The following is a 25476-nucleotide window of genomic DNA, read 5'->3' as shown; positions in this document are numbered from 1 at the left end:
CTACCGGGAGTAGCGTCGAAGGTTGACAAAACTATAGGAACACCCAATGACTACCCATGTCGTGGCTGGCCGCCGTGCGGCGCTGGTCCGTGTGGCGGCGTATAATCGGCGGCAGATGACTTGGACGTTAGGAAACCATGACCGATAGCATGCAGCAGATGGCGCTCGACACGCTCGGCGCCTATTTTGGCTACACCTCGTTTCGCCCGGGACAGGACCGCATGGTCGATGCGATTCTTGCCGGCCGCGATGCGCTGGGCGTTATGCCCACGGGTGCCGGCAAGTCCATTTGCTACCAGGTGCCCGCGCTCATGCTTCCCGGCATCACCTTTGTGGTGAGTCCGTTGCTGTCGCTTATGGAGGACCAGACCCGCGCGCTGCTCGCGGCGGGTGCGCGCCCCAGTTATCTCAACTCCAGCCTTACTCCGGCCCAGCAAAACACCGTGCTCAAGCGGGCGCGCGAGGGCCGCTACCAGCTTATGTACGTGGCGCCCGAGCGCTTGCTCGAGCCACGCTTTTTGGCCTTTGCGCAGGAGGCCGCGGCGGACGGCGGCATTGGCGTGCCGCTCGTGGCCATTGACGAGGCCCACTGCGTGAGCCAATGGGGCCAGGATTTCCGTCCCGCCTACCTGCAGATTCGTGAGTTCATCGATTCCCTGCCGCAGCGCCCCATCGTGGCGGCCTTTACCGCTACGGCGACTGAGCGTGTGCGCGCGGACATTCAGCAGATGCTCGGCCTGCAAAATCCCGCGACGGTGGTGACGGGCTTCGATCGCAAGAACCTCTACTTTGGCTGCGAGGAGATGGGCGACAAGGCCAAGGCAGCGTGGGTGCGCGACTATGTGATTGCGCATTCGGGCGAGAGCGGCATCGTGTATTGCTCGACCCGCAAGACGGTCGATGCGCTGGCAGGCGAGCTTGCCGAGGCGCTGGGCCCCAGCGGCATTCGCGTTGGCCGCTACCATGCCGGCATGGGCAATGACGCCCGCCGCCAAAGCCAGCGTGCCTTTATTGACGACGATCTTCAGGTGATGGTTGCCACCAACGCCTTTGGCATGGGCATCGACAAGCCCAACGTGCGCTACGTGATCCACAACAATGTGCCCGAGAGCATCGAGGCCTACTACCAGGAGGCGGGCCGCGCCGGCCGCGATGGCGATCCGGCCAGCTGCCACTTACTGTGGAACGGCAACGATTTTCGCATGCGCCGCTTTTTAATCGACCGCGGCGATGCGGCCGACGAGGCGCTCGACGACGAGCAACGCGCGTGGGCGCTCCAAAATCGATATCGTCTGCTCAGCCAGATGGAGGGCTACTGCAATACCACCGGCTGCCTGCGCGAATATATGCTGCGCTACTTTGGCGACGAGGCCGCGGCCGAGCATGCTGCTGCGGCTGGTGCGGGCGCCACCGCCACGGACGAAGCCGAGGGCTGCGGCAACTGCAGCAACTGCCTCACGCAGTTCGAGGTCGAGGACGTCACCGATATGGCCCGCGCTGCCGTGCGCTATGTGGCCACGCGTCCCATGCGTTTTGGCAAGTCGCTGATCGCCGACGTGCTCCACGGCGGCAACACCGAGCGCATTCGCCAGATGCATCTGGACGAGGACCGCGGCTACGGTGAGCTGTCGAGCGAATCGGTCGGGCGCATCAAGGACATCATCGGGCAGCTGTGCGGCCGCGGTTATTTGGCCACCTCGCAGGGGCAGTACCCGGTCGTGGGGCTGGGCCCGCGTGCCGGCGAGGTCGAGGACGAGGCGTTCGCCTTTACCGTTAAGCGTCGCGCGTCCAAGCGCAAGGCCTCGGCCCGCGCCCGCCGCGCGGTGGATCTGCTGCGCGAGGAGGCCGAGCTGGATCAGCGCCCGCGCGTGGGCGACGATGCCGAGCTGTTCGAGCGCCTGCGTGCCTTGCGCAAGGAGATCTCGACCGAGCTTGAGATGGCGCCGTATATGGTCTTTTCCGACAAGGCTCTGCGCGGCCTGTGCCGCCTGCGCCCTCAAACGCGCGAGGAGCTGATCCGGGTCAACGGCATTGGCGAGAAAAAGGCCGACGCCTTTGGCGAGCAGTTTATGGCGGCGATTGAAGAGTTTGAGTCCGAGCATGCACGGGATGGAGCGTAATGATGGCAGCCGATAGCAAGACCGAACGTTCCGAGCGCGCCGAGGTGTCCGCCGTGCCGCTGTACCAGCAGGTTATGGACGACCTAAAGGGCGAGATCGCGCGCGGCGTGTACGCGGCCGGCTCGCGTATTCCTTCCGAGATGGAGCTCGCGAAGTCCTACGGCGTGGGACGCATCACCGTGCGCCGCGCCATCGAGGAGCTGTCGCGTGCGGGGTATCTCAGCCGCCAGCAGGGGAGGGGTACCTTTGTGTGCGCTCCCAAGCTCAAGCGCAAGATTCGCCAGAAGGGTGACGTCCAGAGCTTTACCGAGGGTTGTGCTGCCAACGACATGGTGCCGGGTGCGCGTCTGGTGTCGCGCACGGTGGTCGCAGCGACGCACGAGGATGCGGCGTTTTTTGGGGTGGAACCCGGCTGTGAGCTTATCGTGGTCGAGCGCGTGCGCACGGCCGACGGCGTGCCCGTCATGCTCGAGAACAACGCCTTTGTGCTCGCCGACCATCCCTACCTGCAGACGCTTGCCGATAAAGACCTCGCCGATAACTCGATCTTTGCGCTCGTTGCAGAGCATTCGGGCCGCGCGCCGCTCAAGTCCGATCCCTGCACCGTGGAGATTGCGCTTGCCGATGCTCAGGCGGCCCCGCTGCTGGAGGTGCCGGTCGGCGAGCCGCTCTTTTATATGGAGGCGTACTTTACCGATGCAGACGAGCGCCCCCTGCTGCTCGGGCGCCAAAAGATCGTGGGCTCGCGCTACGTGTTCGACATCTAACATCCACGAATAGAACAATATGGAACAAATTTGCCGCAATGACTTCACCTGCGACAGCTTGCGTGCTATAAATAGGACAACATAGAACGACCGCAGGTACGAGCTGTCGTCGCTCAAAGCCGCCCCACAAGGAGGAACATCAGGATGAACGCACATGATCTGGTTCAGGAAATTATCGAGCGCAAGGGCAAGATTGAGAACGTTTTTTGGATTGCCTGCGGCGGTTCGATGATCGACCTGATGCCGGCCAACGAGCTGCTCAAGCGCGAGGCGACCACGTTTACCTCGACGGTTTACACGGCGCGCGAGTTTTGCCTGATGGCCCCCAAGAGTCTTGGCGAGAAGTCACTCGTCATCGCCTGCAGCCACAGCGGCAATACGCAGGAGGTCGTCGACGGTTGCGAGATGGCGCTGGCAGCCGGTGCCGAGGTCGTGGCCATGACCGACTGCGAGGGCTCCAAGATTGATAACGGCAAGTGGACCACCTGGGTCTACCCTTGGGGCGAGGGCGTGTCGCAGGCCGAGGTGCCGCAGGGCATCGGCGCTCTGATCGCCGCCGAACTGCTCCACCAGCAGGAGGGTTACGAGGCGCTCGCCGACATGTACGCCGGCCTTAAGCAGATGGACGCGCTGCTGCCCGCCGCCCGCGAGAAGGTCAACGCCGAGCTGGGCGATCGCTTTGCCGAGCTCTGCCAGAAGCACAAGTTCTTCTACATCCTGGGCTCGGGCCCCAACTTTAGCCAGACCTACGCCATGGCCATCTGCTCGCTCATGGAGATGCAGTGGCAGCACTGCTGCTACATCCATTCCGGCGAGTACTTCCACGGTCCCTTCGAGGCCACCGAGCCCGGCGTGTTCTACTTTGTGCAGCTCGGATCGGGTGAGTGCCGCCCCATGGAGGAGCGCGCACTTGCGTTCCTCAACACGCACACCGATACGGTCATGGTACTCGATGCGCTCGAGTACGGCCTGGGCGACGTGCCCGCCAGCGTGCGTTCGTTCTTGGAGCCGATCTTCTTCTACGCGATGAGCTGCGAGCTGCGCGCCGCCCGCGGCAAGGTGTTCGACCACAGCCCCGAGGTTCGTCGCTACATGGGCATCGAGCAGTACTAAGTAACGGGAAAACCATTCATCTTCGATTCGCAAGGGCGCAGCGCGAGTCAAAAAAGCGGGCCGAGCCGGGGATTTCCGGCGCGGCCCGCTTGGTATCGCGCTTAGATTCGCGAGGTGTCGCGGCAACCGACGCTTACTTGGCGTCGTAGGCCTCGGCATCCCACCAGTCGAGCTGGGCGATGTTGTCGCGGATGTGCTGGCAGCTCTTGTGGAAGCCCTCGAGCTCGTGCTCGGAAAGGTCGAGCGTGTAGACCTCCTCGACGCCCTCGGCGCCGATCACGCACGGCAGGGAGGTGAAGATGCCCTCCTCGCCATACTGGCCGGTCATAAGCGTAGAGGCCGAAAGCACGGCGTGCTCGTTGTGCAGCACGGCGGCACAGACGCGCGCGGCGGAGTTGGCGACGGCGTACTCGGTGCACTGCTTGCCCTGGTAGGTTACGTAGCCGCCCTTGCGTGCGAGCTCCTCGACCTCCATGTGGTCGAAGGCGTACTTGTCGGGATTCTCGGCCTGAAGCTCGTTAAGGCTCTTGCCGGCGATGGTCGCGGCCTTAAAGGCGGCAAGCTGGCTAAAGCCGTGCTCGCCGATCATGTAGGCGTCGATGGACTTGGGGCTCACGCCGACCTTCTTGGAGATCTCGGTGCGCAGGCGGGCCGAATCTAGGCCGCAGCCCGAGCCGATGATCTTCTTGGGATCGTAGCCGGTCAGGTGCCACAGCTCGGTGCACACGACGTCGCAGGGGTTGGAGATGCTCACGAAGATGCCGTCGAAGCCGGCGTCGACAATGCGCTTGGCAAAGGTGCGCGCGGCGTCGGTGGTAAAGAACAGCTCGCCGTCGCGGTTACCGGCGGCCAGCGCGACCTTGCCGGCGGCGTTGACGATGACGTCGCAGCAGGCCAGCTCCTCGTAGTGGTCGTAGCAGTTGACGATCTTGGTGTTGTACGGGACAAACGAAAGGGAGTCGCGCAGGTCCTGGACCTCGGACGTCACCTTGGCCTCGTTGATATCGCACAGGTACAGCTCATCGGCAATGCCCTGCATGAGCAGGCTGTTGGCGACATGTGCTCCTACGTGGCCCTGGCCGACCACACCGATCTTACGCGTCTGGTACATATATGTATCCTTTCGGCCGAGTTTTTCGCGTCGAACCATTGTAGCCTCCTGCCGTCACTTTGCTAGGCTAAAGCGTCGTAGATTTTTGGGACATGCTTTAATCTCTACTTTTGGAGTGATTTGGGCCGCTGGTGACATCGCCGGGCGATGTGCTCGCGCGGATGGGGCCGCTCGTTGTACCATAACTGCAACTGACTCGTAAGGAGCATCCATGCCCATTCGCATTCCCGACGCCCTCCCTGCTGCCGCGCAGCTCGAGAGCGAGAACATCTTTGTCATGACCGAGTACCGCGCACTGCACCAGGACATCCGTCCGCTGCGCGTGCTCATCCTCAACCTCATGCCCACCAAAATCGCCACCGAGACGCAGATCATGCGCAAGCTCTCCAACACGCCGCTGCAGGTGGAGGTGGACCTGCTGCGTACCAAGACGCACGAGGCCACACACGTGAGCGCCGGTCACCTGGAGACGTTCTACCGCACGTTCGACGACATCCGCGACATCCACTACGACGGCCTGATTATCACGGGCGCGCCCGTGGAGCAGATGCCGTTCGAGGAGGTCGACTACTGGCCCGAGCTCTGCCAGATCATGGATTGGTCCACCACGCACGTGCACTCCACGCTTCACATTTGTTGGGGCGCGCAGGCGGGGCTCTACCATCATTACGGTATCCAGAAGTACGACCTGCCGGCAAAGGCGAGCGGCGTATTTGAGCATTATCTGGTGAAGCCGCAAAGCCCGCTGGTCCGCGGCTTTGACGATCGTTTCTATGCCGTGCATTCGCGCAACACCGATGTGCGCCGCGAGGACGTGGAGGCCGAGCCGCAGCTTGAGGTCGTGGCCGTGTCCGACGAGGTAGGCCTGTACATCGTCAAGTCGACCGACAGCCGTCGCTTTTTTGTCTTTGGCCATCCGGAGTACGATACCGACACGTTGCGTCTGGAGTACGAGCGCGACGTGAAGCGCGGGCTCAACCCTCAGGTGCCGGCGCATTACTTCCCGGGCGACGACCCCACCGCCGAGCCGCACAACGTCTGGCGTAGCCAAGCTCAGCTGCTCTACACCAACTGGCTCAACTACTACGTCTACCAGACCACGCCCTACGACCTGGCCCGCGCCGGCGAGGAGCACTAGGCCGCTGTCGTGGCTGTGGCTGCGGCGGTGGCAGCTGCTATGGCTGTGGCGGTTGCCGTATCTGTTGCCGTGACCGCTGCCGTGTCTGCTGCGTGATGAGCGTGGAAATCCGGACACACGAGCGTGGATAATCGGACGTTTGCAACGTGAGCGTGGATAATCTCCCGTTTTTGGCTCACAAGGGGTCTCAAAGCGGGAGATTTTCCACGCTCATTTTTTGCAGCTGCCGTACCGTCGGCATCATCACGCGTTGAGTACATGCGGACTACATCGCAAACTAGGTAGTTTTGATCCACGGCATATTTTCTTTCAATGAAGTCGGTGGCTTTTGAGGCTCAAAATGTGGAGACAGGGACCTCTGGACAACCGCTCTACCTGCAGATATGGAGCATTGGCCTAAAACATCCAAAACCGTCAAGCATTTGGTCAGCTGCTGGACAGCATTTGGTCAGACTTCGCATGAAACCGTCTGGTACGTTGGCGCCGTTCCAAGAGTTGGGAGGCGACATGGCAAACGCGACGGCGAATCAAAGACTTACAGGCCACATTAAAGCGTGCGAGCAGCAGATGAGCTGCGTGTACGCGCGCACGACGGCGGAGGCAAAGCAGATTGAGCGGCGGGTGGCGGCGGGAAGTCTCGAAGTGGTCATGCCGGGACTGTATGCGCGTCCGAAATACTGGTCCGAGCTCAAGTTTCGGCAGCGTTATCTGCATCGGGTGCGGGCGCTTGCGCAAAAGCACCCCGACTGGACGTTTTGCTCCTATACGGCGGCCGTTGTCTATGGTCTTTCGGTTTCGCATGCCAATTTGACGCACATCCATATCGCCGCGATGCCGGCGCAATCGACGACGCCAGGCTCTCAAGTCGTTCGCCATCGGTATGCTTATCGGACACGGGCCAGCGAGATGGATATTGCCGTGACCGATATCGATCAAACGATTGCGGATTGCCTGGTCGATGCATCGTTTGTCGAAGGGCTGATCATTGCGGACTCGGCGCTCCATGAGCAGCTTTTGTCGAAGGAACATCTCATTGAGGCAGTTAACAAGCTCGGCTTGAATCGCCGCGGTGTTGTGACGGCGCGCAGGGTTGCACGGTGTGCCGACGGCCTGTCGGAAAGCGGCGGCGAGTCCAAGGCGCGGGCGCTGATGATCGAACGAGGCTGGCAGGTTCCGGAGCTGCAAGTTGAGCTGTTCGATCCGGTTGAGCCGGGAAGGCCGTATCGCGTTGACTATTTGTGGCGCGTGGGTGACCGGTTGATTATTGGGGAGTTCGACGGATTCGTTAAAAGCGAGAAGGCGGCGGAGGAGGGCAAGCTTGCAAAGGCGCAATTTGATGAGCGCCAGCGCGAGTCGAGGCTTTCGCTGCTCGATAACTGTAAGATTGTGCGCTTGTGCTGGGATGATCTAAGGGACCCGACAAAGCTCGATCGCAAGCTCAAGGTTGCCGGCGTGCCGCGTGCATGCTGAGGCGGTGGCAGGGCGTTAGGCTGCACGAGCGTGGAAATCCGGACGGATGAGCGTGGGAATTTAGACGCGATTTGGTTGAGCGTGGATTTTCGGACACACGAGCGTGGATTATCGGACGTTTGAATAATGAGCGTGGATAATCTCCCGTTTTTTGCCCCCGAACAGGCCCAAAGTGGGAAATTTTCCACGCTCATTTTTGTGGGGTGCAGCGTGCCAGCCGTTAGGCGCTGATGATGTGGGGTAGCGGCAGGTCGTGGACGTCGGTGGGAACGTGGTCGACACGCTGCTCGTCAAAGGCGATGCCGATGATTTGGCATGCGGGTGAGAGCATGGGCAGGTAGCGGTCGTAGCAACCGCCGCCGTAGCCCAGGCGCGCGCCGGTTTGATCGAAGGCCACGAGCGGCACAACAATCATGTCGAGTGCTTCGGCAGGCACGATAGGGAAGCGGCCGCTGTCGATGTCCGTGGCTGCGAAGGCCCGCGTAGGGTGGCCGATAAACGGGGCCGCGTCCGCGTCGCCGGCAGCAACTGCCCGCATGCACATGCGTTGGCCACAAGCTGCGGCTTCGGCTGCCGAGAGCATGCACGGATAGGCCACGCGCCAGCCGCGTTTGGCGACAGCTGCGGCAAACGCGGCAGGGTCGACCTCGGAACCCATCGCGGCATAGACGGCAACGGTGTGCGGCGCCGCGGCATCCAAGCGGCCCAGCAGCTCAACAAGCCGCGCGCAAATGACAGCAGACTTCGCCGCCCGCAAGTCCAAATCAAGAGCATCGCGCCGAGCAATCACCGCCCGCCGCAACTCAGCCTTGTCCATCCCGGCTTCCTCTCCCAAACCTACCAAAAAGGGACAGGTTTATTTTGGCAGGTTTTATCTGGGCAAACACCCAAACCACCACACAAATCATCGCAAGGGGGCAGTTCATGGAGACCTTCGTAGTGGTTTTGACGAAGAGCGGGTGTTCGCGGCGGTTTGTCTCGATCTGTAACAGTAACTCGGCAAAATTGGACTTAGATGTTACAGATTGAGACAAAGGGCCGGCGTCATCCGGAAACGTCTCGATTTGTAACATCTGGAGCCGATATTGCCGTCTAGATGTTGCAGATTGAGACAAACCGCCGCGGTGGGCTGCGCCGCCCCACTCAAGCCGCAGAAAAAGGTAGATTTTCAAGCATGTTCCAAAAATCTACCTTTGTGCGTTAGCCCATCAGGTCGACTACGTTAAAGCCGGCGTTGCTCTTGGCGATGACGTCTCGGCCGCCAAAGACGCAGGTGGGCGACTCGGCTGCGATGCGCGTTACGTCGGTGCCGAGCGAGCGCAGCTCACCGGGCGTGGCGGCGAGCATCTGGGCGCGACGCTCCTCGCGCGCATGCGGATCGAGCCCGGCCAGGTAGGTCGTGTTGCGGCGCTTGGTGAGCGCATAGGGCTTCACCGGCGCGTCCATGCCGCTCACGCAGCTCACGATAAAGCCCTCAAAGGCGGCCTCGTCGGGCTCAAAGCGGCCAAGCCATGCGCCTGCACGCTCCACGCGCTCAATCGAAGGGTCGATCGCCGGGTCGCGGTAGGTGTAGAACGCCGTCTGGCGCTCGCCGGCTGCGCGGAATCCGCAGCCGTATGCACCGCCCTTCACGCGAATCTCGTTCCACAGGTAATCGTAGGAGAGCGCGTTGGCAGCCACGGCCCAAGCGCCTGTCACGTCAAGCCTCAGGCGACGCGGGTCGCACGCGCTTGCCGCAAAGCAGATGTCGCTGGGGATCACGAAAGCCTCGTGGCGGTCGCACGGCGCCGGCACCACGAGCGCGTCGCGGCCGGCACCATCGCCCGCGCCAAGCCCTAGGTTGCCCGCGGCATCCCAGTACGCGTCAAAGTCCTCATCGCTGCCGGTAAAGCTCGCCATGCAGCCATCGGCCACAAAGATGCGGCCTGCCAGCTCGGCAAGCTTGGCGCGCAGGTCGTCCAGGCGCTCGTCAAAGTGGTCGAGCAGATCGCGCAGGAACAGGTAGAAGTCCACGCCCGAAAGCTGCTCGCGCACCACGGCCGAAGGCGAGCTGTAGCTCATCGCGCGACCGAGCGCCGCCGAGTGACCGTTGTTGATAAAGCCCTGCTCAAGCCCAATGCGAATCTGCGTGAGCACGTCGCGCACGCGGTCGGCGTCGGCATCTGCCAAAAGCGTGCTCGACCACACCTCGCGCGGCAGGCTCGCCAGCGCACCGATCTTCTCGGACAGGGCACCGGCGCTCACCAGCAGGTAGGGGCGCGCGCCGTTTACGTCGGGCTGGGTCATGACCTCGGTCGTAAAGCTCAAAAAGCCTAGCTTGCCGGCGAGCAAGTTGTCGAGTTCCTCGGCCGAGTGCTCGCTCGTGGGCAGCTGCTTGAGCAGGCGGCAGAGCAGCGTTACATAGGGCAGGTCCTCAAACGCGACGCAGCTCAGGTCGAAATACTGCATGGCGTAGGCCAAACGGTTGGTAGGGATGCCGTGGCGCAGGCAGGGGATGGGCGCGGTCGTGTCTACGACCAGCGGCGGCTCGGGGCGCGCCTCGCCAATGTCGGACACGCGCAGGCGCGGCAGCGTGGCCTTGGCCTCGGGCGTGTCCTCCGCCTCCTGCGCGGCACGCAGCGCGGCCGTGCGCTCGACCACGTCGGCCAGCTCGGCATCGGTCATGGCGTCGCGTTTGGCTGCCAGCTCGGCGGCTCCGGCGCCCTCCGAACCCTCGGCGGCATCCACCGGTACCAGCTCGACCAGCGCCATGTGGTCGTTTTCCAGCACGAGCTCGCGCAGCAGGTCCTCAAAATAGCTGCCGTCCAGCTCGCCGCGCAGTTCCTCGTACACCGGACCGTACTTGAGCGCCAGCGTTGCAGCATCGTCATCGTAGAGCCAGGTGCTCAGCGCGTCGCACGCAATGGCCACGCCGTCAGCGATACCGTAGTCGCGCTGGCGCAGGTCGTATTCGTTGCTACTGATGATAGCTTCCAGGCGCTCGCGCGGAACGCCGTGCTCGCACAGGTCGCGGCAGGCGTCCTGGAACACGCGACGCAGCTCGCGCGCCACGCCGGGCTGCGCGTTTTGCAGCATGATGAGCTCGTAGGGCTGCAGGCTCTCGGCCGCGGTATAGCTCACCACGTTGCCGCCCAGGCCGGCGGCCAGAATGGCCTTCTTAACTGGCGCCTCGTTGGAGCCCAGCAGCGCCTCAAACAGGATATCCGCCGCGATCGTACGCTTGCGGTCGAGCGCGCTGCCCAGCACAAGGCCCAGGCCCACCAAGGCGTTCTCGGGTGTGGTGGACATCTCGATGCGTTTGTACTCGCAGGTCACGGGTGCCTGCACGACCAGCGGATTGGGCGCCAGCATGGACGGGTCCTCGCCGGCGGCAACGGCTGCGTCCATGCGGCAGCTCGCGGCACTCGGCTGCGACAGATAGCGCTCGTCCAAAAAGGCCAACGCGCGGTCCACGTCCAGGTCGCCGTAGAGCGTGATGTAGGAGTTGGAGGGGTTGTAGTGGCGCGCGTGCGTGTCCAGGAACTGCTCGTAGGTGAGCGCGGGAATCGCGCGCGGGTCGCCGCCGCTTTCGTGCGCATAGGCGGTGTCGGGATAGAGCGCGGCGTTGACGGCGTCGTCCAGCACGCTCATGGGGTCGGACAGCGCACCCTTCATCTCGTTGAACACCACGCCGTTATAGCGCAGCGTGCCCTCGCGCAGGCTGGCGGGGTTGCCGTCGCCCTCGCCCCCGGCGCCCTCTGGCAGGTCCAGCTCGTAGTGCCAGCCCTCCTGCTCAAAAATGGTGGGCTTGGTGTAGATGGCCGGGTTGAACACCGCGTCCAGGTACACGTCCATCAGGTTATACAGATCCTGTTCGTTGGTGGTGGCGACGGGGTAGATGGTCTTGTCGGGGTAGGTCATGGCGTTGAGGAACGTCTGCATAGAGCTCTTGATCAGATCGACAAACGGCTCCTTGACGGGGAACTTGGCCGATCCGCACAGCACCGAGTGCTCAAGAATATGAAACACGCCGGTGGAATCGGCCGGCGGCGTCTTAAAGCCAATGGCAAAGGCCTTGTTCTCGTCGTCGCACGCCAGGTACAGTAGGCGAGCGCCCGAGACGGTGTGGCGAAGCACGTAGGCGTCCGAGTCGAGCTCGGGTACGGTCTCGCAGCGCTCGACGGCAAAGCCGTGGCAGGTAGTGCCGGGCACCAGCAGTGCGGCGGCAGCGGCGCGCGGGTCGGTTGAGGTGGTGGGCATATGCAGTCTCCTTTGACGCCCTAGCGGGGGCGAATCGAGTCGAATCCCCGAGAGTATACCCATATGGGGCCTTCGACCAATCTGCCGCACGAGCGTGGATTTTCGGACAAACGAGCGTGGAAATTCGGACGCCCGCCAAATGACAGTGGATTTTCGGACGAAATCGGCCGTCAAAAGTTCAAAAACCGTCCAAATATCCACGCTCGTGCGTCAACTACGTGTCTCTCACCTCACATTCATTTCTACGACGAGGGATGACTGAGAGACAGACAGAAGATAAAAATCAATCGGCTTATCGGATGCATATACCGCCATCAGATTGAAGCTGTATGCGGAAATGGATGGACTCTACACCGCTTACGCAAAATAACCCCTCGTTTGCTGAAACATTATAGGAAATGGCGTGGAGTGCTAAAAAGTTCTAATACAATATAAGTCATTTATCTATAAGCTGCTGATTCCTTGTAAAGGTATGGTTGATATGGTTGAGGCAAATAGCGTTATCCCCCTGTACAAACAGATTGTTCGTGCGCTTTCTGATTCAATCGCCAACGGCACGTACCGCCCGGGAGATAAGCTTCCGACCGAGGCGGAGCTGATCGAGCAATTTGGCGTGAGCCGAATAACGGTTCGCTCCGCAATTAAAGAAATGGAAGATGCTGGGCTTGTTGAGAGGGCCCGCGGCAAGGGCACGTTCGTTTCGTCGGACACGCAGATGTATGCCGCGGACGACCGTGAGAGCTTTACCCATTCGTGCCAGCTTGCGGGCAAACAGGCGTCTACCAGGGTTCTCGAAATGGGCTGGGACTTCCCAAGTCTGCGAGACGCGAAGTTCCTGGGCGTAGACGATACCCAAAAGGTATTGCGTAGCCGTCGTCTGCGCCTTGTGGATGGCAAGCCCACGATGCTGGAAACCAATAGCTATTCCGCTGCGCTTTCTTTTTTGGAGCATGAGTCCCTCGATGATTCGCTGATGGCGGTACTCGATCGCCAGGGGATCAAGATGGGTCCCAACACGCGTACGCTCGAGGTCTGCTATGCGAGCGAGCTCGAGGCGGCATACCTTAACGTGGAGCTGGACTCTTCGCTGCTTCTGTTTGTCGATAGACGTTATGCCCCAAGTGGCGAGCCGCTTTTCATCTCCCGTCAGGTGTACTGCACCGAGCGACTGAAGTTCTATTTGTAAATTAGAGATAGATTGGTCGATTTACCGACCAATTGTTACCGTTCGCGGATTTGGAAAATAGACACACCACGTAGGGTAGATTGCTAATATACTTTGTTATGACAATATAGTACGTCCTATTGGTATTGGAGAACTATGAATAAGATATTGCTAGCGAGTCATGGTTATCTCGCCCAAGGCATGAAAAGCTCTCTGGAGATTCTGATGGGCACCAACGACCGAATCGAGTGCCTGTGCGCCTATGTCGATGACGATTCAAGGGACGTCGCGGCGTTGATTGATGCATGGATGGAGACGAGGGACCCTGCCGACTCTTGGTTTGTCGTGACTGACATCTTTGGCGGCTCTGTAAACAACGAATTCATTCAGAGGCAGACTGCCGGATCGTTTACGTTGATCGCCGGAATGAACTTGCCGCTGCTGGTGGAAATGGTTACACAGCTGGACTCTCTGGATGCGGACAAGGCCAAAGCCGCGGTCGAGGGATCGCGTTCGTTTATTCAGCTTTGCGAGGCGGCGGACATGCTTGCCGGCGCCGAGGAAGAAGATTTCTAGTTAGTTCTGGTTCGAGCCCTAGCTAGGGGTCGCACCTGTCATTCCCTTTATCACGTGCGGAGATGATAACGATGATTAAGCTTACGAGAGTTGATTACCGACTGATTCACGGCCAAGTTGCCATGTCCTGGACTCACGCTTTGGATGTAGATTGCATTCTGCTCGCCAGCGATGCTGTGGCAAAAGACGACATGAGGAAGGCGGCCTTGAGGCTCGCCCGCCCCAGCGGCGTTAAACTCGTCATCAAGGATGTTGACGCTGCTATCGAGGCGCTCAACAGCGGCGTTACCGACAAGTATTCGCTGTTTATCATCGCTGAGACGATTGAAGATGTCTATCGTCTCGCTAAGGGTTGCAAAGACATCAAAGAGATCAATCTGGGTGGAACCCGAAAGACCCCCGAGACCACGCTTCATCCGACCCCTGCAATCTTCGCGACCGAGAAAGATGCCGAGCATATCCAAGAACCCCTGGCGGTTGCCGTGGCCATCGAAATCCGTCAGGTTCCCAATGACGCTAAGGTGTTTGCCAAGGACGTTTTTTAGCCGAAAACATGCTGGTGCTCGGTATTTATTGAACCGATACTCTATGTCTAAGCCCGTCGATCATTTGATCGACGGGCTTTTTATTGAAGAAAAATCAAAAAAATTTGAAATAGTTCTTGCATAGTTAGTTATATAAAGTATTATAACGTCATGGGATGAATGAAGGGTTCATCCAAGTGAGTTAGGAGTAAGGGATGTTCAATTTCGATGAGCCTCGTTACGAGAAGGTTGTGAGCGATGCCCTCGCTCTCCGTCCTCAGATTGAGGCTGCCGTGGACGAGGTCTGCGAGCAGGGTTATTCCAACATCTTCTTCATTGGCTGCGGCGGCACCTGGGCCCACACGCTCCCGATGAAGTATTGGGTCGAGACCACCACGGCCGACGTCGACGTCCACTGCGAGATCGCCGCCGAGTTCCTCGCGTGCCCGCCCAAGACCTTCAACAAGGATTCGGTCTGCGTCTTCTCCACCCGTACCGGCACCACCCCCGAGATCATTGAGGCTGCCAAGTTCTGCCAGGAGCAGGGCGCCCGCACGCTGATGTATGTCTCCAACGACAACACCCCGGCCACCGAGTACGCCGATTACAAGTTCTTCAGCTTCGCCGAGGACGACGTTCTGTGCGAGGCCATCTACACCTACCAGATCACGCTGGTCGCCCGCTTCCTCAAGAACGCCGGCGCCTTCCCCAAGTACGACACCTTCATGGAGGAGTTCGGCAACATCGCTCCGTTCCTCATCAAGGCCAAGGACGCCCAGGACGAGCGCTGCGCCGCCATGGCCGAGGACTTCAAGGACACCGACTACCACATGGTGATCGGCTCCGGCATGCTCTGGGGCGAGGCCTACGACTACGCCATGTGCATCCTCGAGGAGATGCAGTGGATCAAGACCAAGTCCATCCACGCCGCCGAGTTCTTCCACGGCACCATCGAGCTGTGCGAGGAGGGCACGAGCCTCATCATGCTCTACGGCGAGGACGACACCCGTAAGCTTATGGACCGCGTGGACAACTTCACTCACATGCTCGCCGACGAGAAGGGCGTCAACGTCCGCGTGAACAAGTTTGACACCGCCGAGGTCGAGCTGCCGTTCAGCGACCCCGAGTTCCGCAAGATCGTCTCCCCGATGGTCACCTACACCATCACCGAGCGTCTGAGCTGCCATCTCGAGCACGTCCGTAACCACCCGCTCACCACGCGTCGTTACTATCACCAGATGAACTACTAATCCTCTCAAATTGCTGCGGTTGTCTGCAGGCGAGCTGCGCAGAATGCCTCGCCTGCAGACCTATTTCTGGGGTTGATCGAAATGGTTGTCCAGTATCTTCTAGTTGCACTGGTCGCATTTATTGCGTCCATGGACGAGCAATTATTTGGCATTACGATGCTTGGTCGTCCGCTGTTTACGAGCCTGTTTGTCGGCTTGATCCTTGGCGATGTCCAGCAGGGCGTTATCGTCGGCGCTGCTTTGGAGTCCATGTTCATGGGCGCCATCATGGTCGGCGCGGCGGTTCCTCCCGAGGTCTATGCCTCCGGCGTGCTTGGCTGCGCGTTTGCCGTCATTACGGGTACGGGCACGGCAACTGCCGTCGCGCTCGCCCTTCCCGTCTCCGTCTTCCTTCAGGTGTGGCGCAACTTCTGCTACGCCGTTCCGGGTGCCTTTGCCTGCAAGAAGATTGAGACCGCTCTGGCAAATCGCGATCTTGCCAAGGCGAATCTGTACCATCTGACTATCGTGCCGCTGTCGATTGGCATTCCGTCTGCACTGCTGGTGTTTGGCTCACTGTTCTTTGGTGCCGACCTCATCAACAATGCGCTCAACGCGATTCCGCAGTTTGTGATGGACGGCCTCAACGTTGCATCCGGCGTCATGGTCTGCATCGGCTTCGCACTTCTTATCAGGACCATGGGCGATAACAAGCTCCTTCCCTGGCTGTTCCTGGGCTTCATTATGGTCATCTATCTCAAGATGGACGTGGTCGGCGTCGCCGCAGCTGCCATTTGCGTCGCGCTGCTCCTGGCCTTCCGCGAGGGCTCGTCCGGTCCGCAGACGGTTGCTGCAGATGAAGAGGAGGACTTCTAATGGCTATCCAGAACACCGACCTCAAAGAGGCCAAGAAGGACGCGATTATGACTCCCGATATGTATCGGAGCATGTTCCTTCGCCAGTTTACGAGCCAGTGCTCGCAGTCGTACGACAAGATGATGGCAATGGGCTTCATGTACACCATTCAGAAGCCCCTGCGAAAGATCTATCCCAACGACGACGATTACTATGCGGCGCTCGATCGCCATACCGAGTTCTTTAACATCACGCCTCATGTGCTTCCGTTTGTAGCCGGCCTAACGGTTTCGATGGAAGAGCAGGCGGCTGCCGATAAGAACTTCGACACGTCCTCGATTAACGCCATGAAGGTCGGCCTCATGGGACCGCTTTCCGGCATCGGCGATTCGTTCTACTGGGGTACGTTCCGCGTGGTTGCCGCCGGCATTGGTATTGGCATCGCTTCGACGGGCAACCCGCTCGGCCCCATCGTGTACGCGCTCATCTACTCCGTGATTAACTTTGCAACGCGTATCGTCGCCGCCCATCTGGGTTACGACTTGGGAACCAAGTTTTTGCAGCAGTCCGAAGAGAGCAACCTTATGTCTCGCATGACGCATGCTGCCGGTGTCCTCGGAATGACCGTTATCGGCGCCATGATTGCGGCACAGGTCTCGCTGTCCACGGCTTTGACCTTTGACGTGGGTGGTTCGGAGATTGTCCTGCAGGATCTGTTCGATTCGATCTTCCCCGGTCTGCTGCCCTTGCTGGCAACGTTCGCTTGCGTTGCCCTCTATAAAAAGGGCGTCAAGACCATTTGGATCATCTTGGGCATCTTCGCAATCTGCATCATCGGAACGGGCTTGGGAGTGTTCGCGGCGGCGTAATGTTGACTGCTATGCTCGCGCGTTGGATAACTAACTGACCGTTTGAAAACGGGGCTCGGCGTAAGGCCGACCCCGTTTTTTGTTTGAGGGATTTTCCGACCGTCCAATAATCCACGCTCATGCATCACTCACGCATCTCTCGTCTCTCATTCGTCACTAACACGAGAGATAGATTAAAGACGAGAGATAATTACGAGAGATAGCTCAGCAGCAAAGAGACAAGCAACCATGGTATTGTCTCAATATCGATTGTTCCACCAGCAAAAACATGATTTAATGAAGCAGGTAGAGATATCTTATCTCTCATCTTTCACTCATATCTAATACGAGAGATAACAGAAAGACGAGAGATAATTACGAGAGATAACTGAGAGACGAGGGAAATCCGTCTGCGGCATTCTCCGCAGGACCAAGCGAAGGGACGTGCAGATGAACGAAAACGAGCTGGCCGGTTTGCTCGAGTCTTTAAGGCGCATGGGCTCGGACGATCTTAACGTCGAGGTCAAGGAGAGCGCCACGACACTTTCCCGCGACGTATGGGAAACGGTCAGCGCTTTCGCAAACACCGCCGGCGGCATCATCGTACTCGGAGTGAGCGAGCACGCGGGTTTTGTCCCAGTTACAAACTTTGAGACCGAGAAAGTGCTCAACCAATTCGTGGCGGGCATGGGCGATGCCGGCGGTCGCGGAAAGCTGGCCAATCCGCCCAAATACACCATTGAGCGCGTGGAGCTCCAGGGCACCGTGGTTCTGGTCATCACGATTGAGGAGCTCGACCCGTCGAGCAAGCCTTGCTATGTCATAGAGCGGGGCGCTCAAGGTGGCAGCTACAAACGCATCGATGACAAAGATGTCCCGCTTTCGTCGACCGAGGTTTTGGCACTGTCGTCATATGAACGGACGAGTCCTAGCGATCGCGATGCGGTGCCCGGTACGAGTGTGGGCGATCTCGACGAGTCGATGGTCGACCGCACGATAGAGCGTGCCTATTCGCTGACGCCTCGAGCGATGCGCGGTGCGGCGGACAAGAAGACAAAGATGGAGCGTCTGAATTTCCTCGACTTCCAGGGCAATGTTACCAAGGCCGGCCTCCTTGCCGCGGGCGTTTACCCTCAGCAGTTCTATCCCAAGCTCTTCATTGATGTGGCTGTCCACGTGGGAACTCAAAAGGGAGCTGCGGGGCCACTAAGGTTTATGGACCGCACAATCTGTGAGGGAACGTTGGGCGAGATGATCTCGGATGCTGTCGCGGCCGTCGCCAAGAATTTGCGGCGAACCTCGACCGTCCAAGGCGTCTCGCGTGTCGACTCGCTGGAGATTCCCGAGGAGGTTCTGCGCGAGGCAATCGCCAACGCCGTAATCCATCGAGAATACGGGGATCGGTTCTGTGGACAATCGATTGCCGTCGACGTCTTTGACGATCGTGTCGAGGTGACGAATCCTGGCGGCCTTTACGGGGGAAAGACTCGCGAGAACTTGTTTGACGGCAGCTCCCGATGCCGTAACGCGACGCTCGTGAAACTCATGTCGATTGTCCCGCTGCCGGATGGCGCAGGTTCGCCGGCTGAGGGCAATGGCTCGGGCATCCCGATGATGATCGATGCCATGCGCGCGCATGGTCTGGCCGAGCCCCTGTTCTGCCCGGGGTTCGATCGGTTCAAGGTCGTACTTTACCGTCCAAAGATCGAGCCGGTCGATCATGGCGGGGACTTGATTATGACGGCACTCAAGCGCTACGGCGAATTGGGGACGCGCGAACTGGCGGAGCGCACGGGACTCACGGTTTCCCAGGTTAGGGCACGCGTCAATGCGCTCATTGAGCAGGGTGAGCTTGAGCCGACGGCGCCGTCGACAAGCCGCAACCGCAAATATAGACTGTCAGAGCGCGTGGAATAAATGCGTTAGTGGACGAGGCGACCCAATAATCGACCCTCGATTGGCGCCCACTAAGGTAAAGCGGTTGTTGCCCAGTCGACGGTGATGCTAAAGACTCGGCTTACGCCGGCATGGCCCCGAACCCGTCCATCAGGAACAGCCTGAGAACCAGCTTGATGACATTTCCCGGTTTGACTTCAGCCGTGCCAAAGACGCTGCGCTCGGCGAGCTCGCTGCAGTATGCGTAGATATCGCGGATAAGGTCCGCGCCCGAAAGCGTAAACATGTAGCCTGCGTCCGAAAGCGCATTGGGCGCGGCGGGCAACTTGGCCATGTGACAGAACGTTTGCAGGTCGGGCGCCATAACATTCTGGTAGTCGAGGTGGCCGCTGGCATCCTGCGCGGCAAGCTCCAATTGGCGCACAAAATCCAGCGCCGCCGCTAACACAAAGCTCGGCGTAGGCGCATTGACGTCCTGAGTGGTCGCCACAAGCCTGCCCGCCGCCTGCGTGACAAGCCAGGCGACCTCGCGCTGGCAACGCACGGCCTTGCGCGTAACCGGCTTGATGGACGAAGAAGAAACGCTCCCCTTAGGCGGATTCGAAGCAGCCATAAGACCCTCCCATGAACAATCCGGCCCAACAAGCCCGGATGAAACACTTGCTACATCAGTATACAGGGGAGTGGGGTAGCGGGGTACAAGCGCGCCAGCGGCAAACCGAGAGCATCAACAATGTGCCTCCGCTCTATTTGGACGATGGTACGTGGGTCATTAAGTACTCGGTTCAAGCGCCGGGTACCGTTGGTTTTCGAGACCAGAATTACAACCGTAAAATGCTCAACTGCATGGAATGTGACGTCCCAGTCGGAGTCATATTTGCAACCGAGGTGGGCTATAAGGTGCTCGGCCTTGCGTTTGTTGAGCGGTTCGAGCCCGAAAACGGATGGTTTGTTCTGCACGGTCCTGTTCATAAAGGCGGACCGGACCCTCGTTTTGCGCCCGACATGAGTTATCTGAAGCACATACCCGTCGATATTGAGTTTGCCGGACAGGGTGCGACCGACGATGAAATTTGGCTTTGGCGGTCTTTTACGATCGTGCTGTTTGATCGGATCGCGTGGCGATGCAATCTCGCACACGCCTGCCGGTGCATGCTCTTCCTGATTTGTATAGCGAGAGGGGAGCGAACGTGAGCTGGCGAGGCGATATTGCGATGGGGAAGTACGGAAAACTGCCGTGCGCCCTTATAGACAACAAAATGTTTCCGAGCGTAGAAGTTGATTGCGGGTCGTTTGTCGTCGCCTGTCCTTGCTGCGGCTCGCAAATACCGTGCCTCGACATTCGGTTCATCGATGCGTGCGACAGACTTAGCGACGAAGTGAGAAAACGGACAGGCGTTCATATGCCGGTGTATCAGGAGAAATGCCCTGTTTGTGGCCTCGATATCGTGTACGACGCCGGCGACGAGGGATAGGTGATGCGGAGGAGCTGGCTGTGAAGGCATCTCTGTCCCTATAAATAAATCCCCTCACCGAGCTGCTTGTGGAACTTGGCGTGATGGTCGCGTGCCCAGGTAAAGAGCGCCTGGTCAAAGTCGGTGCGCGTGGCCGGGACGCCAAAGACGCCGGCAACTTCGACGCGTACAAACTCCAGTGCCGGCAGCTTGTTGATGGCAGTGAGGGCAAACGGGGACGAGGGCTCCTCGAACAGATAGCGGCTGCCTTGCAGCGCGTCGCAAATGGTGCACGTGTTGCCGAGCGACGGGGCTTTGGAGGCTCGCGCGCCTACGGGCTTGTAGCCGCAGCGCTTATGAAGGTAGTCGCGGATCTCGCCCGGCACGCAGCCAAGAGCGGGCACGATGGCGAGTGCGTTGGCGTTGGCCGTGTCGATGGCAATGTGCCCGGCTTCGTTGGGCGCGTGCGCGATGGCGATGCTCTCGTCGTTATCGGTTCGATAGGGAATGCCGAAGGCCGCGACCGAGGTCTCTTTGTGACACTTCCAGCACTCGCGCTTGCCCAGTACTAGATATATATACGGCGCTGAGGGGTCGGATCGGTCAACACCGGGCAGCCACTCGGCAAAGGGCTCGGGGTTGACGCCGCTGGGTACATACCAGATCTTCTTGGTCCGGTCCCATTTGGCGCCCAGCGCTTTGGCTTCTTCTTTGTGCGAAAAGGGGACATCGAGCTCGGTGCGCATGGCGGCTCCTTGGTGCTGCAGGTGCGAGTGGCTCAAGGATACCGCAGGGCGCAGACATCGCGGCGTTTTGTTGAGAAGTTGCGGCGCGGACTGCTTGGTTACGCCGTTAGATAAATTGGCAAGTAGATGGTCGGCTTTTGACCAGTTGGGCGGTTGGAGCAGCTTGCGGCGCAGTTTTGTGCCTGGCTATTGTTGATGTTGGGGTATTGAATATATTTGGCTGCCATTCGTCAGGTGAATTGTTGTTACGTTGCGATGACGGTTGGAACTGCCAGCGGATTTAGCGACAAAAAACAAAACAGCCCAGAGTACATAGCCTCTGAGCTGCGAACATTTGGTGGGCGTTAGAAGATTTGAACTTCTGACCTCTTCCGTGTCAGGGAAGCGCTCTCCCCCTGAGCTAAACGCCCGATCAAGGGTGCGCAAGCGCGCAAGGGATAATATAACGGAGCCTGAACTCGGTGGCAAGAACATTTTTAAAAATCGCTTACATTGTGGAATTCGGGGGCTTTGTCATATCCATTTCAAAAGAGCCTGCTGCCGCGATTTGACTGTCGCATAATGCAAGGCCATTGCGGTATCGAGCTATGGAAAGACGTCTGCGGAATTGTCCTACCGATAAGCGGACAAGCCTCCAGCTGGTGCCTTCGCCGTGGTAAGGTAAGCCGAATTGTTTCCAGGCTGCTTCGAGGGAATGGAATGAGCAAAGAGCGTGTCGAGCAGGTCGAAGGCGCAGGGGCTTCGGTGCCGATGACCGATATATCGAACATTGATGTGCCCGAGGGCACCGATGAGCTCAGCCGTAGCACCCGCCGCGCTTGGCGCGAGCGCCTGAACAGCGCTTCGACGCGCAAGATGATCACGGGCGTCTTGGCTACGCTGGTGGGCGGTTCGTTTTGGGGCTTCTCGGGCACCAGCGCGAGCTTTCTGTTCGATACCTACCACGTCGACACCTTGTGGCTTATGAGCGTGCGTCAGATTCTCGCCGGTCTACTCTTTATGGCCGTGGTTGTTACGCGCGACCGCGAGCGCCTGATTAAGCTCTGGACCACACCCGCCGATCGCAAGCAGCTGCTGCTCTTTACCGCCTTTGGTCTGCTGTTCAACCAGTTTTGTTATCTTTCGGCCGTGCGCCTGACCAATGCCGGAACCGCGACGGTGCTCCAATGCCTGCAACTGGTCATCATTATGGGCTACACCTGCGTGATCGACCATCGCATGCCTCGCGTGCGTGAGGCCGTTGGCATTGGGTTGGCCCTGGGCGGCACCTTTTTAATCGCTACCGGCGGCGACCCTACCAGTCTGAGCATATCGCCGCTTGGCCTGGTCGCAGGCCTTATGTGTGCGGTCAGCGCCACGTGTATGGCGGTGATTCCCGCCAAGATCCTGCCCGAATACGGCAGCCCCATCGTCACGGGCTCGGCAATGCTCACGGCGGGCGTGGTCTCGTGCGTCTTCGTGCAGCCTTGGGCGCATATGCCGGCACTCGACGCTGCCGGCGTCGAGGCGCTCGCGGTATTCGTGGTTATCGGCTCGTTTTTTGCTTACATGCTCTATATGCAGGGCGTTAAGGACATCGGCTCGGTGCGTGCGAGCCTCATCGGAACTGTGGAGCCGGTTTCGGCGACCATCACCAGCGCCGTTATGCTGGGCACGGTGTTTTTGCCGACCGACCTTATCGGCTTTGCCATGATCATCGTGATGATGTTCCTCACGGTGTAGCTGGCGCCGCCGCCAAGACAGAAAAGGTGTTGTGCCGCATTTTCGCCAATTGACGTCCGTGTCTGGAGTTTAGCTGTCGATGCTCAAAATGCCATAAACTAGTAACGTTATGGATTTTTTCATTGCGACTCAATTGCGAGGATTTCTTTATGGCTGGTAATCACTTTAAGGGCAGCGATAACGGCCGTCCTGCAGTTCCGCCGCGTCCGAACGGGGCTGGTAAGGCCGGCACGCCGGGCGGCGCTGGACAGGGCGGTTCCGGTAAGCGCGTGTCCCCGGGCGAGACGGCGATGTTTACCGCTCTGTACGAGCAGTCTCAAAAGGCGAAAAAGACCGGCCGTGCAAGAGGGAATGTCTTTGCGGGCGGTGCAACCTCCGCGTCGCAGCCGAGCGGGGCTCCTTCGGTACCTGCGAACAACGCAGGTGCTGCCAACGCCGCAAATGCCGCCGGCAACGTTAATGCCGGCAAGGCCGCCAACAATACTCCCTCTGCCGGTGGCGCGGGGCTTACGGGTAACCTTGGCACGATTTACACCGGTGCCTCCGAGACTGGCACGTTCGCCCGCCTGGATGATAGCGGTGCCGAGTTTGCGGGCTCGGGTTCCAAGGAAGATTATTACGATTTTGGCTTGAACTACGGTAGCGACGCTTCGTCGAGTTCGACCTCTGACGGTCTGGTCCGTCATCGCCATCGCAAGGGCGAACGCAAAAAGCGTCACACCGGCGCCATTATTGCCGCTGTAGTCGCGGTGCTTCTCGTTGCGCTTGGCGCAAGCGGCTTTATGCTGCTTAACTCGGCAAAGACCGTAAAGAGTGAAGCGAAGGAGGCCGTCGAGATTGTCGGTGGCCTTAAGGACAAGGTCACGTCGGGCGATTTTTCGACGCTGCCTGACGACGCGAAGAAGATTGATGAGCTTTGCGACAGCATGAAGGCGGAGACCTCGAGCCCGCTGTGGACGGCGGCTTCGTTTATCCCGGTGTATGGCAGCGACATCAATGCGGCCCGCACCATGATCGACGCCCTGTCCGATGTCTCGAGCAATGCGCTGGTTCCCATGGCCGATAACCTTTCGCAGGCCACGCCCGGCAAGCTGTTTCAGGACGGCATGATTAACGTGTCCGCGCTGCAGGCGGTCGCCGATTCGCTTTCCAGCAGCTCGAAGGTGTTCAAGAGCGCCAACGAGAAGATCCAGGGCATTGGCGATACTCATATTTCCCAGGTAACCGAGCTGGTCGATAAGGCCAAGGACGGCTTTGCCACCCTCAACGGCGCGGTTGACGCGGCGGAGAAGGTCGCCCCCGTCCTTCCGCAGATGCTCGGCGCCAACGGCCAGACGCGCAACTACCTTGTGTACGCCATGAACAACGTCGAGATTCGTGCCTGCGGCGGCTTTGGCGGTTCGCAGGGCCTGATTTCGGTCACCGACGGCCAGATGTCGATTGGCGAGTTTGTTCCCCGCATTGGACTCAGCGAGGATGAGGCAGTCGAGAGCGTCGACGAAGAGGATGAGGCGCTGTTCGGCAACCACAGTAACCTGTACAACTCGGGCAATACCTATTCGCCTGATTGGCCCCGCAACTCGCAGCGTGTCGCAGCCCTGTGGAAATCTCAATATGGCCAGGACGTTGACGGCGTCGTGGGTATCGACCCGGTGTTCCTGCAGTATCTGCTGGGCCTGGTCGGTAACGTGTCGCTGCCCGACGGAACGGTTGTCGACGGCACCAACGCCGCAAAGGTCCTCATGCACGATGTGTACTGGAACTATCCGGTCGAGGAGTCGGACGGCATCTTTGCATCCGTCGCCAGCGCTGCCTTCGACAAGATCCTTGGCGGTATCGGCGATGTCGATGTTACGAAGCTTGTCAGCGCCGTTGAGCGCGGTGCCGAAGAGGGCCGCCTGATCGCGTGGATGAAAAACGATGACGAGCAGAACGCTATCAAGGAGATGAACATCGACGCCTCGCTGCCCGATCCGGATGACCCGAGTGAAGATCCCGTTGCTGGTGTCTACTTTAACAACCTGAGCTTCTCCAAGCTCGACTGGTACCTGAATGCCGATACGCAGATTGGCCAGGGCATCAAGAACGGTGACGGCACATGCTCGTATCGCATCACCGTTACCCTGACGAACATCATGACGCAGGAGGAGGCCGGCAAGCTGCCCGACTACGTCGCGGCGAGCGCGCCCGATGCCGCGCGCGACGACGAGCGTCTGAATGTCTCGTTGTTTGCCCCGACGGGCGGCAACATTACTGATCTGACCGTCGAGGGCACCCAGTTTGGTCTTGGCGCCGCTACGTGGCATGGAATCCCCTTCTATTCGGGCACCGTTGACCTGCATGCTGGCGAGACGACGACGATCACATATACGCTGACCACGTCAGCCGAGGCGGGGGACAAGCCGCTTACGCTGCGTCAGACTCCTACATGCCAGGCGGCTCGCGACAGCGCGTCGGCGTAGGGTTTTTCTGGTAGCGCAGATAATCGAGTACCATTTTGGGG

The 25476-nt window shown here is 59.5% G+C and carries 20 protein-coding genes and 1 tRNA gene; 15 read left to right on the top strand and 6 right to left on the bottom strand.

Going from position 1 to position 25476, the window contains the following annotated elements; genetic code table 11:
* Positions 1–137: 137 nt before the first annotated feature.
* From DXD48_RS01705 to DXD48_RS01695, 3 genes are all read left to right on the top strand, one after another.
* Positions 138–2120 carry an ATP-dependent DNA helicase RecQ gene (locus DXD48_RS01705; RefSeq protein ID WP_117563736.1) on the top strand — a complete coding sequence of 661 codons (1983 nt, stop codon included), beginning with the start codon at positions 138–140 and terminating at the stop codon, positions 2118–2120.
* 2 nt (positions 2121–2122) lie between these two features.
* Positions 2123–2887, top strand: a complete 765-nt coding sequence (locus DXD48_RS01700) for a GntR family transcriptional regulator (RefSeq protein ID WP_117563752.1) — start codon at positions 2123–2125, stop codon at positions 2885–2887.
* A gap of 144 nt (positions 2888–3031) precedes the next feature.
* Positions 3032–4000, top strand: coding sequence for an SIS domain-containing protein (locus DXD48_RS01695; protein WP_117563735.1), 969 nt, complete (start codon positions 3032–3034; stop codon positions 3998–4000).
* A 133-nt stretch (positions 4001–4133) separates the two neighbouring features.
* On the opposite strand, the gene DXD48_RS01690 is transcribed toward DXD48_RS01695, so the two are convergent.
* Complete coding sequence (locus DXD48_RS01690) at positions 4134–5111, bottom strand: L-lactate dehydrogenase (RefSeq protein ID WP_117563734.1); 978 nt, start codon at positions 5109–5111, stop codon at positions 4134–4136.
* A 211-nt stretch (positions 5112–5322) separates the two neighbouring features.
* On the opposite strand from DXD48_RS01690, the gene metA reads away from it, so the two are divergent.
* Positions 5323–6249 (top strand): homoserine O-succinyltransferase, encoded by a 927-nt coding sequence (gene metA / locus DXD48_RS01685; protein WP_117563733.1) that lies wholly within the window; start codon positions 5323–5325, stop codon positions 6247–6249.
* A gap of 507 nt (positions 6250–6756) precedes the next feature.
* A complete protein-coding gene (locus tag DXD48_RS01680; RefSeq protein ID WP_117563732.1) occupies positions 6757–7719 on the top strand; it encodes a hypothetical protein in 963 nt (320 codons plus the stop codon).
* Between the two features lie 220 nt (positions 7720–7939).
* On the opposite strand, the gene DXD48_RS01675 is transcribed toward DXD48_RS01680, so the two are convergent.
* Entirely contained in the window at positions 7940–8536 is a 597-nt protein-coding gene (locus tag DXD48_RS01675; RefSeq protein WP_117563731.1) for a 5-formyltetrahydrofolate cyclo-ligase, read from the bottom strand.
* Between the two features lie 383 nt (positions 8537–8919).
* Positions 8920–11958: an insulinase family protein gene (locus tag DXD48_RS01670; RefSeq protein WP_117563730.1), complete on the bottom strand. Its 3039-nt coding sequence runs from the start codon at positions 11956–11958 to the stop codon at positions 8920–8922.
* Between the two features lie 481 nt (positions 11959–12439).
* Here DXD48_RS01670 and DXD48_RS01665 point away from each other — a divergent pair, with 481 nt between their 5' ends.
* From DXD48_RS01665 to DXD48_RS01635, 7 genes are all read left to right on the top strand, one after another.
* Positions 12440–13144: a GntR family transcriptional regulator gene (locus tag DXD48_RS01665; protein ID WP_117563729.1), complete on the top strand. Its 705-nt coding sequence runs from the start codon at positions 12440–12442 to the stop codon at positions 13142–13144.
* 135 nt (positions 13145–13279) lie between these two features.
* On the top strand, positions 13280–13699 hold the full coding sequence (locus tag DXD48_RS01660) for a PTS sugar transporter subunit IIA (RefSeq protein ID WP_117563728.1): 420 nt from the start codon (positions 13280–13282) through the stop codon (positions 13697–13699).
* Between the two features lie 71 nt (positions 13700–13770).
* A complete protein-coding gene (locus DXD48_RS01655) occupies positions 13771–14244 on the top strand; it encodes a PTS sugar transporter subunit IIB (RefSeq protein ID WP_117563727.1) in 474 nt (157 codons plus the stop codon).
* A 194-nt stretch (positions 14245–14438) separates the two neighbouring features.
* Positions 14439–15473, top strand: coding sequence for an SIS domain-containing protein (locus DXD48_RS01650; protein WP_117563726.1), 1035 nt, complete (start codon positions 14439–14441; stop codon positions 15471–15473).
* 81 nt (positions 15474–15554) lie between these two features.
* Positions 15555–16328 (top strand): PTS sugar transporter subunit IIC, encoded by a 774-nt coding sequence (locus DXD48_RS01645; RefSeq protein WP_117563725.1) that lies wholly within the window; start codon positions 15555–15557, stop codon positions 16326–16328.
* Complete coding sequence (locus DXD48_RS01640; protein WP_192924133.1) at positions 16328–17176, top strand: PTS system mannose/fructose/sorbose family transporter subunit IID; 849 nt, start codon at positions 16328–16330, stop codon at positions 17174–17176. Before DXD48_RS01645 ends, DXD48_RS01640 begins: the two co-directional genes overlap by 1 nt.
* Before the next feature lie 429 nt (positions 17177–17605).
* Positions 17606–19072, top strand: a complete 1467-nt coding sequence (locus DXD48_RS01635; RefSeq protein ID WP_117563724.1) for an ATP-binding protein — start codon at positions 17606–17608, stop codon at positions 19070–19072.
* A gap of 100 nt (positions 19073–19172) precedes the next feature.
* Here the strand turns inward: DXD48_RS01635 and DXD48_RS01630 are convergent, their stop codons facing one another.
* Positions 19173–19664 carry a hypothetical protein gene (locus DXD48_RS01630; protein WP_089572732.1) on the bottom strand — a complete coding sequence of 164 codons (492 nt, stop codon included), beginning with the start codon at positions 19662–19664 and terminating at the stop codon, positions 19173–19175.
* Positions 19665–19675: 11 nt separating this feature from the next.
* Here DXD48_RS01630 and DXD48_RS01625 point away from each other — a divergent pair, with 11 nt between their 5' ends.
* On the top strand, positions 19676–20245 hold the full coding sequence (locus DXD48_RS01625) for a hypothetical protein (protein WP_117563723.1): 570 nt from the start codon (positions 19676–19678) through the stop codon (positions 20243–20245).
* A gap of 319 nt (positions 20246–20564) precedes the next feature.
* Here the strand turns inward: DXD48_RS01625 and DXD48_RS01615 are convergent, their stop codons facing one another.
* Both DXD48_RS01615 and DXD48_RS01610 read right to left on the bottom strand, forming a co-directional pair.
* Positions 20565–21251 carry a DUF5710 domain-containing protein gene (locus DXD48_RS01615; protein WP_117563722.1) on the bottom strand — a complete coding sequence of 229 codons (687 nt, stop codon included), beginning with the start codon at positions 21249–21251 and terminating at the stop codon, positions 20565–20567.
* Between the two features lie 335 nt (positions 21252–21586).
* Positions 21587–21661, bottom strand: a tRNA-Val gene (locus DXD48_RS01610).
* A gap of 289 nt (positions 21662–21950) precedes the next feature.
* Here DXD48_RS01610 and DXD48_RS01605 point away from each other — a divergent pair.
* Positions 21951–22973: a DMT family transporter gene (locus DXD48_RS01605; protein WP_172674587.1), complete on the top strand. Its 1023-nt coding sequence runs from the start codon at positions 21951–21953 to the stop codon at positions 22971–22973.
* A gap of 149 nt (positions 22974–23122) precedes the next feature.
* Positions 23123–25435, top strand: coding sequence for a DUF4012 domain-containing protein (locus DXD48_RS01600; RefSeq protein WP_117563721.1), 2313 nt, complete (start codon positions 23123–23125; stop codon positions 25433–25435).
* Positions 25436–25476 lie beyond the last annotated feature (41 nt).

This window comes from Collinsella sp. TM05-37 (assembly GCF_003436455.1).
Taxonomy (GTDB): Bacteria; Actinomycetota; Coriobacteriia; order Coriobacteriales; family Coriobacteriaceae; genus Collinsella.
Note: the sequence above shows the minus strand (reverse complement) of the source record. Positions and strands in the feature narration are given on the sequence as shown.

Bases quoted from the DNA above. Each gene is read 5' to 3' on its own strand.
- DXD48_RS01690 (WP_117563734.1), bottom strand. From the start codon at position 5,111: ATGTACCAGACGCGTAAGATCGGTGTGGTCGGCCAGGGCCACGTAGGA.
- DXD48_RS01625 (WP_117563723.1), top strand. From the start codon at position 19,676: ATGAACAATCCGGCCCAACAAGCCCGGATGAAACACTTGCTACATCAG.
- DXD48_RS01675 (WP_117563731.1), bottom strand. From the start codon at position 8,536: ATGGACAAGGCTGAGTTGCGGCGGGCGGTGATTGCTCGGCGCGATGCT.
- DXD48_RS01615 (WP_117563722.1), bottom strand. From the start codon at position 21,251: ATGCGCACCGAGCTCGATGTCCCCTTTTCGCACAAAGAAGAAGCCAAA.
- DXD48_RS01705 (WP_117563736.1), top strand. From the start codon at position 138: ATGACCGATAGCATGCAGCAGATGGCGCTCGACACGCTCGGCGCCTAT.
- DXD48_RS01660 (WP_117563728.1), top strand. From the start codon at position 13,280: ATGAATAAGATATTGCTAGCGAGTCATGGTTATCTCGCCCAAGGCATG.
- metA (WP_117563733.1), top strand. From the start codon at position 5,323: ATGCCCATTCGCATTCCCGACGCCCTCCCTGCTGCCGCGCAGCTCGAG.
- DXD48_RS01700 (WP_117563752.1), top strand. From the start codon at position 2,123: ATGGCAGCCGATAGCAAGACCGAACGTTCCGAGCGCGCCGAGGTGTCC.
- DXD48_RS01695 (WP_117563735.1), top strand. From the start codon at position 3,032: ATGAACGCACATGATCTGGTTCAGGAAATTATCGAGCGCAAGGGCAAG.
- DXD48_RS01670 (WP_117563730.1), bottom strand. From the start codon at position 11,958: ATGCCCACCACCTCAACCGACCCGCGCGCCGCTGCCGCCGCACTGCTG.
- DXD48_RS01645 (WP_117563725.1), top strand. From the start codon at position 15,555: ATGGTTGTCCAGTATCTTCTAGTTGCACTGGTCGCATTTATTGCGTCC.
- DXD48_RS01665 (WP_117563729.1), top strand. From the start codon at position 12,440: ATGGTTGAGGCAAATAGCGTTATCCCCCTGTACAAACAGATTGTTCGT.
- DXD48_RS01640 (WP_192924133.1), top strand. From the start codon at position 16,328: ATGGCTATCCAGAACACCGACCTCAAAGAGGCCAAGAAGGACGCGATT.
- DXD48_RS01655 (WP_117563727.1), top strand. From the start codon at position 13,771: ATGATTAAGCTTACGAGAGTTGATTACCGACTGATTCACGGCCAAGTT.
- DXD48_RS01630 (WP_089572732.1), bottom strand. From the start codon at position 19,664: ATGGCTGCTTCGAATCCGCCTAAGGGGAGCGTTTCTTCTTCGTCCATC.
- DXD48_RS01605 (WP_172674587.1), top strand. From the start codon at position 21,951: ATGAGCAAAGAGCGTGTCGAGCAGGTCGAAGGCGCAGGGGCTTCGGTG.
- DXD48_RS01635 (WP_117563724.1), top strand. From the start codon at position 17,606: ATGAACGAAAACGAGCTGGCCGGTTTGCTCGAGTCTTTAAGGCGCATG.
- DXD48_RS01600 (WP_117563721.1), top strand. From the start codon at position 23,123: ATGGCTGGTAATCACTTTAAGGGCAGCGATAACGGCCGTCCTGCAGTT.
- DXD48_RS01650 (WP_117563726.1), top strand. From the start codon at position 14,439: ATGTTCAATTTCGATGAGCCTCGTTACGAGAAGGTTGTGAGCGATGCC.
- DXD48_RS01680 (WP_117563732.1), top strand. From the start codon at position 6,757: ATGGCAAACGCGACGGCGAATCAAAGACTTACAGGCCACATTAAAGCG.